At 59.5% G+C, this 7,183-nt stretch carries 5 protein-coding genes; 1 reads left to right on the top strand and 4 read right to left on the bottom strand.

Annotated features, from left to right (window positions below; genetic code table 11):
* Positions 1 to 128 precede the first annotated feature (128 nt).
* The 4 genes from CJU81_RS14250 to CJU81_RS14265 form a co-directional block, all read right to left on the bottom strand.
* Positions 129 to 1,559 (bottom strand): efflux transporter outer membrane subunit, encoded by a 1,431-nt coding sequence (locus CJU81_RS14250; RefSeq protein ID WP_095037166.1) that lies wholly within the window; start codon positions 1,557 to 1,559, stop codon positions 129 to 131.
* On the bottom strand, positions 1,556 to 2,620 hold the full coding sequence (locus CJU81_RS14255) for an HlyD family secretion protein (protein ID WP_095037167.1): 1,065 nt from the start codon (positions 2,618 to 2,620) through the stop codon (positions 1,556 to 1,558). The genes CJU81_RS14250 and CJU81_RS14255 overlap by 4 nt, the downstream gene beginning before the upstream one ends.
* Positions 2,617 to 4,155 carry an MFS transporter gene (locus CJU81_RS14260; protein WP_095037168.1) on the bottom strand — a complete coding sequence of 513 codons (1,539 nt, stop codon included), beginning with the start codon at positions 4,153 to 4,155 and terminating at the stop codon, positions 2,617 to 2,619. The genes CJU81_RS14255 and CJU81_RS14260 overlap by 4 nt, the downstream gene beginning before the upstream one ends.
* A 198-nt stretch (positions 4,156 to 4,353) precedes the next feature.
* Positions 4,354 to 5,262: a LysR family transcriptional regulator gene (locus CJU81_RS14265; RefSeq protein ID WP_095037169.1), complete on the bottom strand. Its 909-nt coding sequence runs from the start codon at positions 5,260 to 5,262 to the stop codon at positions 4,354 to 4,356.
* Positions 5,263 to 5,577: 315 nt separating this feature from the next.
* On the opposite strand from CJU81_RS14265, the gene CJU81_RS14270 reads away from it, so the two are divergent.
* Entirely contained in the window at positions 5,578 to 6,678 is a 1,101-nt protein-coding gene (locus CJU81_RS14270; RefSeq protein WP_095037170.1) for an FUSC family protein, read from the top strand.
* The last annotated feature ends 505 nt before the right edge of the window (positions 6,679 to 7,183 follow it).

The following is a 7,183-nucleotide window of genomic DNA, read 5'->3' on the forward strand; positions in this document are numbered from 1 at the left end:
AAACCTGTGGGCAATCACTCAGTACCTATGGGAGCTGGCTTGCCTGCGATGCCGACCCTGCGGTTTACCGGGATAACTACGTCGATGCCATCGCGGGCAAGCCCGCCCCCACCAGAATCTGCAAGCAGCTAGCCCTGCCAGCCGCCACCCAGCGCCGCAAACACATCCACCAGGGACAACGAGACCTGCGCAGTGCTGTCAACCAACGCCGCTTCGTTGGCCAGCAACGCGTTTTGCACCGTCAGCACGTTGAGAAAGTCCACCGCGCCCTGGGCATATTGCTGGTGCACGCTGTCCAACGCCCGCTGGCTATGTACCACTGCCTGCTTGAGGCTGTCGCGCCGACGCTGGCTGGCCTGATACGCAACCAGCGTATCGTCCACCTCATGCCAGGCGCGCAATACGGTTTGCTGGTAGGCAATGCCCGCCTCCTGCTGGCGCCCTTCCTGCAACTGCAAGGCCCCCTGCAAACGCCCGCCCTCGAACACCGGCACGCTCAAGCCCGGGCCGAATGCAAAATTGCGCGACCCCCAACTGCCCAGGTCCGACAACTGCGTGGCTTGAAAACCGAGGCTGCCCGACAGGGTGATCCGCGGATAGAAATCCGCCTCGGCCATGCCGATGGCCGCAGTAGCTGCATGCAGGCGGGCCTCGGCCCGACGAATGTCGGGGCGCCGTTGCGCCAGTTCGCTGGGCAGGCCGATCGGCACATCCTCGCCGTAGGCCGGCACGTCGGCCGCGGCGCTCAATTGCGCCTGCAAGGCCCGTGGCTCGCGGGCCAGCAGCAAGCTCAGGGCATTGATCAACTGTGCGCTGCGTTGCTGCAAGGGTGCCTGGCGCGCTTCGATCTCGGCCACTTGGGCCGCAGCCTCAGAGACCTGTAAATCCGTGGCCACGCCCTCCCGCAGCTGCAACCGGGTCAGTTCCAGGCTGCGCCGGGCGATCTGCAGGTTTTGCTCGACCACCGCCAGTGCCTGCTGAGTGCCGCGTAACTTAATATAGTGCTGCGCGGTCTGCACGATGACCAACAGTTGCACGGCATTGCGGTCCTGAGCCGCCACCTGCACGGTGGCATCCGCCGCTTCCACCGAACGCTTCACCCGGCCCCACAGGTCAGCTTCCCAACTGAACCCAAGGCCACCATTCCACAGGTTGAAGGCCTGCTTGCCGCTGTAACCGGAAGGGTCACTCAAACCCTTCTGGCTGTTGCGGCTACGACTGTAAGCTGCCGCTGCATCCACCTCGGGCAAGGTGTCGGCGTTGATCTGACGGCGGATTGCCTGGCTCTGTTGCAGGCGGCTGGCCGCCAGTTGCACATCAAAATTGCGCTGCTGCGCCTCGCGCACCAGGGCAGACAATTGCCGATCACCGAAACGGTCCCACCAATGCAGATCCACTGCTGTGTCTACTGCGCGGTTGTGCCCCGGCTCAGTGGGCACCGACGCCCAGCCCGCAGGCAACTCGGGTACGGGCGCCTTGAAGTCCGGGCCGACCACGCAACCACTCAGGCTCAGTACGCTGTAACAGGCCACAGCCCAGGCCACTGAATGTTTTTTCATCGTGTGCTGACCTGCTGAGCGTGCGACTTTGCTGTGTCGATGGAGGCATCCACCGACATTCCCAGGCGCAATTGACTGGCCAGTAGCTGCCCGTGATCCAGCGTGATTTTCACCGCAATACGCTGCGCCACTTTGGTGAAGTTACCGGTAGCGTTATCCGGGGCAATGGCCGAGAACGTTACCCCCGTGGCCGGGGCGATGCTGTCCACCGTGCCTTGCAGGGTCTGGCCCGGAAAGCTGTCGACCTTGATGGTCACGCGCTGCCCTGCCTGCATATGGGTGAGCTGGTGCTCGAGAAAGTTGGCCACCACATAGGCGTCGGCCAGCGGCACCACCGCCAGAACGGTATCGCCGGGTTTGACGTAAGCCCCAAGGCGTACGCTGCGGCGCCCCACCACACCGTCAAAAGGCGCCAGCAGTTGCGTATGCGACAAGTCCAGCTCGGCCCGTGCCAGCAAGGCCTGGGCATACTCCACCGATGCTTGCGCGGCCGTGGCCTGGGCGGCCAGCACCCGGGTTTGCTGGCGAGCGGCTTCCAGTGCAGCCTTGTGCTGTGCCAACTCGGCACGAGCGGTCAGCGAGCGGTTCTTCGCCTGCTGGGAGTTCTGCAGCGTACCTGCGCCCTGCCCCGCCAGGTGCTGATAACGCTGCAACTCATGCTCGGCGAATTCGACTTGCGCCAGATCGGCATCGACCGTGGCCTTGGCCTGTTCGATCAATGAGCGCTGACGTTCCAGCATCGCCAGGGCATTGACCCGTTGCGCCTGCGCCGTCGCCACGCTGGCTTGCGCTGCCTGCATGGCGGCGCGGTAGTCCTGCGGGTCGATCCGTGCCAGCAACTGACCGGCCTTGACCGGCTGGTTATCCTGCACCAGCACCTCGTCGATAAACCCCGCCACTTTTGGCGCAATCAGGGTGTAATCGGCGCTGATAAAAGCATCATTGGTGTTCTGCACGGTACCCGTGACAAAGACCAGCCGCCACAGCCCGTACAGCATCATAACTGCCAGCACCACGGCACCAGCCAGGACCCAGGGCTTGCGCCCGTTTGTTGTACTCATTTCACAACTCCAACAGGTGTGCCCGGCGCGTAGATCCGCGTGGGGCCAAAAGGGATTAACACAATCAGCAAAAGCGCCAGGACGGCCATGTACAGATAAAGATCGGAACTGGTCAGCACCACGGCTTGCTGGTGAACCCGGCGCGCCAGGTCTGTACCGGTGCTGACCAGCGGCGAGTTGCCCAGGCGGTCGAGCAACATGGTTGAGTGGTAGTGCTCGCGGTTGAGGGTCAGCACCCCCAGCACACTGCTGGCTGCCACCGCCGAAAAGCCTTTGACGGTATTGAACCAGGCCGATGCAAACGGCCCATCCGCCGGGTTCAGGCCGCCGGTGGCGAGCATCAGCAATGGAATCACGGCCATGGGCTGGGCGATGATCTGTATCGCCTGCAGCCCGTAAAAGTTCTCACGGCTCCACTGCGACGTGACCTGCGAGCCGATCCCGCACGCCAGCGCCAGCAGCCCCAGCCCGATGGCCAGCACCCAGCGGCAATCGACCCAGCGCAGGTTGCACACCGCAACCACCAGCGGCAGCGCAATCAATTGCGGCAAAGCCACCAGCAACATCACCGGAGCGGTTTCGAGGGGACGATAGCCCTGCACCTGGGCGAGGTAACTGGACGGAATCTTGATTACCGCCAACAGCACAAACAACACCCCGCCCAGCGTCAGCAAAGCGTGGCTCAGGTTGCGAATCTTCAGTAATTGCAGCTTGAAAAACGGCAGCGGGTGCGACCATTCATTGATAAAAAACAGCACCATCAGGGCGCTGCCCGCGACGATGAAAAAGCGGATCATCGGCGACTCAAACCAGTTCATGCGTTGGCCCAATTCCAGCGCCAGCACCAGCATGATCAGCCCCGGCAAGCCCAGCAGCAGGCCACGCCAGTCAAACTGTTTGAACCGCTCCAGGCGCAGCGGGTCCTGTGGCAAGCCCCAGGCCACGCACGCCATCGACAACAGGCCCAGGGGGATGATTTGCCAGAACGCCCATTGCCACCCGGCGTACTCCACCCACCAGGCGGATAACGGTGTGCCGAAGCTGGGGCCGAACGTTGCGGTCAGCGCATAACTGCCCAGGCCGTACAGGCGAATGCCCGGCGGCAGGAAGCGCAACGCCACTGACATCAGCATGGGCGGCAGTGCGCCACCGGCAAACCCCTGCAAGGTGCGCAGCAGCATCAGCGCATCGACATTCGGGGCCAGAGGGCAAAGGATGCCCAGCAGCAAAAAGGCGCCGATGGCACACAGGGTAAAACGGCGCAGGGAAAAGGTGGCCGCACACCACGGCGCAAAGGCCATGGCACTGATGGACGTGGCCGAATACACCGCCAGCAGCCAGGTGCTTTCGTCATAACCGATACCCATGGCCCCACGGATATCGGGCATGGCCACCTTGGTGACATTCTCGTTGAACCCCGACACCAGCACGGCCAGCAAAACGCCCAGCAGACCGGTAAAAATCCGCAGGCCAAAAGCCGCACTGCCGGCCGGGGCCGGGGTGGGTGCCACGGCACCTGCAACCAGCGCCGTCACAGCGCAGCTCCAGGCGCCAGACTGCGCCCGTGATCAAACCGCCAATACATGGCTGACTCCGTCGTCTTGATAGATGACAGAAAGTTTAATCAGCCGGCATAGCTATAAAAATTGATAAATAACTAACTTTGGATTGCGTCAAACGCAACTGTTGTAATTCTGACTCCCTCCCCGTAGCAGCTGCTACAGAGGTTGCGGTCAAATCACCGCGTTGTCGCAAAAGGTCTTGAGGGTACGACGCAGCCAGCGGTGGGCGTGATCGTTGTCCAGCCGCGGATGCCAGGCCTGGACAATATCCACCGGTTGCAAAGTGATCGGGAGCTCGAACGGGCGCAGTTTGAGGCCAAGTGGCTCCAGGTTTTTGAGCAGCACCTGGGGCATCAACGGCAGGATCAGATCTTCCCCGGCCAGGGCAAAAATCGCCGAGTAGAACGTCGGCGTGGTGAACGACACCCGCCGCTCCAGACCCAGCTCTGCCAGCAGCGCGTCAATCGGCCCGCGGGCATGGCCCCTGCGTGACACGCTGATATGGTCAAAACCGGCAAAGCGCCGGGCGGTAATGGGCTCATCGAAAATCGGATGCCCTTCCCGTGCCAACCCCACAAACGGACAGGTAAACAGCCTTTGTACCTTGATATCCGAGCTGAAGCGGTTTGTGGCGCAGATGGTCAGGTCAATGCGGCCTTCATTCAGCGCTTCGTCATCGGTAAAGCCCTCAGGCACCACCCGCAACGTGGCCTTGGGCATGTCCAGAGCCATTTGCTGGCGCAGTGCAGCGCCATACACGCCAAAAAATACGTCATTGGCGCGAATGCTGAACGTTCGCTCCAGCTCACGCAAATCACTGTTCTGGCTCTGGGTAAACACCCCGTGCGCCAGCTCGACCACCCCGCGCACTTGCTCACGCAACTCCAGTGCACGGGGCGTGGGCACCAGACCACGCCCTGAACGCACCAGAATGGGGTCGTTCAACACCTCGCGGATCCGGGTCAGGGTGCGGCTCATGGCCGGAGCGCTCAGGTTCATGCGGCGGGCAGCACCCACCACCGAGCCTTCTTCGAGCAAGACGTTCAAGGCAACCAGCAGATTCAAGTCAGGTATTTGCATGGCGCAAAGGGTATCGGCTAACGCATCCCGTGCCTAGCCGACCCGCAATGCACCATTGTTGCGCAACAGGTAAAACAGTTTCGCTCACACTTAGCTAGCTAACTAAGTTTGGCATTGATACATTGCCGCCCGTCAGGTTTGCGCCTGACGCTCTCTTTGGTTGAGATTTTTGGCCATTACCGGATCCCCATGAAGGTAATGGCCTTTTTTATGCCTGTCACTTTCCCCGCCCCACGTTAGAGCCATCCCGAGTGGTGGACACGCCTGACCTGAACTACGCTGCCAGCCCAATCCATTACAGCGATTGGGGACTTTATGCAGCTGGGTAAAAAGATTTCAAATCTGGAAAAACTGGTCTGCAAAAACTATCGCTGGATTCACGCCACCCGCATCAGCCTGGCGTTCCTGATTACCTTTGTCGTCATCCGGTTTTTCAAGCTCGATGGTGCGTCATACGCCCTGATCACCATGCTGATTGTCATGGGGCCGCAGCCCTATTGGGGCAACGTCTTTTCCCGCGCGCTGCAACGTACCGGCGGCACAGTACTGGGCGCGCTGTCGGGTCTGGTGGCGCTGTATCTGGAAATGCATTCATTTGCCCTGATGCTGCTGTGGTGCGCGGTAATGATGTTTATCGCCGGTTACCTGACCCTGGGCAAACACCCCTACATGGCCCTGCTGATCGGGGCCACGCTGGCAGTGGTGAGTTGCGCCCCGCCCAATGACATGGAATCTGCACTCACCCGCAGCGGCTATGTACTGGCCGGGTCTTTGCTGGCCATGCTCTACACCAGTATCTACCCGCAACGGGCCTACACCGATCTGCGGATTAAATTCGGCGAAAGCCTGGGCAAGATCAACAGCCTGTACTCGCAGTATTTCTCCCCCCGGGTAGCCGAACGTCCCAATCTGGATGATCAGCTCAAGGATGAACTGGATGCGGTGATCAAGTTGCGCAACTACATCACTCCCGCCAGCAACGAGAGCAACCTCAAACCTCAGGTTTTCGAGTCCCTGCAAACCCTGCACCGCAACATGCTGGCAACCATGAGCCTGATGATCGATGCGTACTGGTCATCACGGGAGAGCCACCTGCTGATCGAAAGCGAGCCTGCACTGAACGGTCTGCACCAGTTGATCCCGCAAGCGCTCGAATCGCTGCAGAACAAATTGTGCATGGGCATTTCCAACAACCAGATCAGCGGTGAACTGCGCCAGAAAGCCCACGACCTCAAGGAGCTTGTACTCAAGAGCCTGGACGGCAAGATCACCGAAACGCCCTTTTATGCCTATGTCTGGCTAAGCCTGGAAATGCTCAGGCAACTGACTGAACTCAATGACCAGTTACATGCCGCGCTTTATCACTGCGGCCACAGGCATTTGTTCAAAAACGGCAAGTTGCCGGACGAAAAATAACGTTGCCTGCTCAGCTGATCTGAAGATCTTTAAGCGTTTAGATGACATATCGCACTAAAGATGAAGTTTTTTCAGCGTTAAAAGACGCTTTTATGGCCAGAAGCGTCTTTTAATAAACCCCTAAACAACTACTAACTATTTGTTTTATATTAATAAAAATAAATAAATCGGTTTTTGGTTTGGTGTCAACAGCCTCTGTGTCGCGCTCCGCAATCGCCTGGCCTGCCAAGAATTATGGTCTAGGCTCTGCTCGCACCCGTATTAATGGATTTGAACGGTTGAGCTTATGAAACGACAACAGGCATTAAAAAACCCCACTCAAACGTCAACTCGCCTTCACACGTACCCGTCGTGTGAAGTGTTTTGCATGCGCGCACGCCTGAGCGGCACTCCAGAACTTTAATTCTTACCGCACTGTAGATAGGAGGGGCGGTCTCAAGGAACAAGTGCAACAGTCAGTTAATTTTTCTGAGCATGCTAATCACGAAACTGGGCATTCCCGCCT

This window comes from Pseudomonas fragi, from assembly GCF_002269505.1.
In the GTDB taxonomy this organism is placed as follows: Bacteria; Pseudomonadota; Gammaproteobacteria; order Pseudomonadales; family Pseudomonadaceae; genus Aquipseudomonas; species Aquipseudomonas fragi_D.

What these genes read in the sequence shown, in the direction of transcription:
- CJU81_RS14255 (WP_095037167.1), bottom strand. Translation starts at nt 2,620, where the DNA reads ATGAGTACAACAAACGGGCGCAAGCCCTGGGTCCTGGCTGGTGCCGTG.
- CJU81_RS14270 (WP_095037170.1), top strand. Translation starts at nt 5,578, where the DNA reads ATGCAGCTGGGTAAAAAGATTTCAAATCTGGAAAAACTGGTCTGCAAA.
- CJU81_RS14265 (WP_095037169.1), bottom strand. Translation starts at nt 5,262, where the DNA reads ATGCAAATACCTGACTTGAATCTGCTGGTTGCCTTGAACGTCTTGCTC.
- CJU81_RS14250 (WP_095037166.1), bottom strand. Translation starts at nt 1,559, where the DNA reads ATGAAAAAACATTCAGTGGCCTGGGCTGTGGCCTGTTACAGCGTACTG.